General features: G+C 45.2%; 1 protein-coding gene. It reads right to left on the bottom strand.

The features are described 5' to 3' along the window. Positions 1-2: 2 nt before the first annotated feature. A partial coding sequence (locus tag A3739_RS26910; protein ID WP_068503427.1) for a 6-phosphofructokinase occupies positions 3-1,107 on the bottom strand: 1,105 nt, incomplete at its 5' end.

Consider the following 1,107-nt stretch of genomic DNA (forward strand, 5'->3'; position numbering starts at 1 on the left):
TTTTAGATTTCAAAATCTGTACGAAGTTTTTTCTCGATGATCTTGGTCACGAGGTTTACATAACGAGGCATACCGGCATCGTCGTAAGGTGGGTAATCTTCACCTTGAATAAGAGGCGATAGGTACTCTCGACATTCCGCCGTAATGCCATAGCCGTCATCGGTAATATAGTGAATAGGCATTTTCTTTTCTTGGTTAGCAACTTGGCTTAATGGTGCTTCGCCAATGCTCCATTTGTATGGAGCAGAGTTCTCGCGAACGATAATTGGCATGACTGCATTTTTGCCGCTAACCGCAAACTCAACTGCTGCTTTACCCATCGCATATGCTTGCTCAACGTCAGTTCGGCTAGCGATGTGGCGTGCTGCACGTTGAAGGTAATCTGCTACAGCCCAGTGGTACTTGTAGCCTAATGCTTGTTTCACCATGTTTGCTAGGGTTGGTGCAACACCACCCAATTGAGTGTGACCAAATGCATCTTTCTGGCCCGCATCGGCAACAAAGCGGCCATCTTCATATTGCGCACCTTCTGATGCTACGATCACGCAGTAACCATGCTTCTTAACGGCTTCATCAACGCGAGCCAAGAAAGTTTCTCTGTCGAATGGAACTTCTGGGAATAAAATGATGTGTGGCGCTTCATCGCTGTTCTGACCAGCCAACCCGCCAGCAGCTGCGATCCAACCCGCGTGGCGACCCATTACTTCTAAAATAAATACTTTAGTAGATGACTCACACATAGATTTAATATCCATTGCAGCTTCTTTTGTAGAAATCGCAACGTATTTCGCAACAGAGCCAAAGCCTGGGCAACAGTCTGTAAATGGTAGGTCGTTATCCACTGTTTTAGGTACACCAATACAAGTAATTGGGTAACCCATTTTTTCACTTAGTTGGCTTACTTTGTATGCAGTATCTTGGCTATCGCCACCGCCGTTGTAGAAGAAGTAGCCAATGTTGTGTGCTTGGAATACTTCGATCAAACGCTCATATTCACGCTTGTTTTCTTCAAAGTTTTTTAGCTTGTAACGGCAAGACCCAAATGCGCCACTTGGTGTGTGCTTGAGTGCAGCAATATCTTCTACAGATTCAATGCTTGTATCGATC

Source organism: Oleiphilus sp. HI0067, from assembly GCF_001635735.1.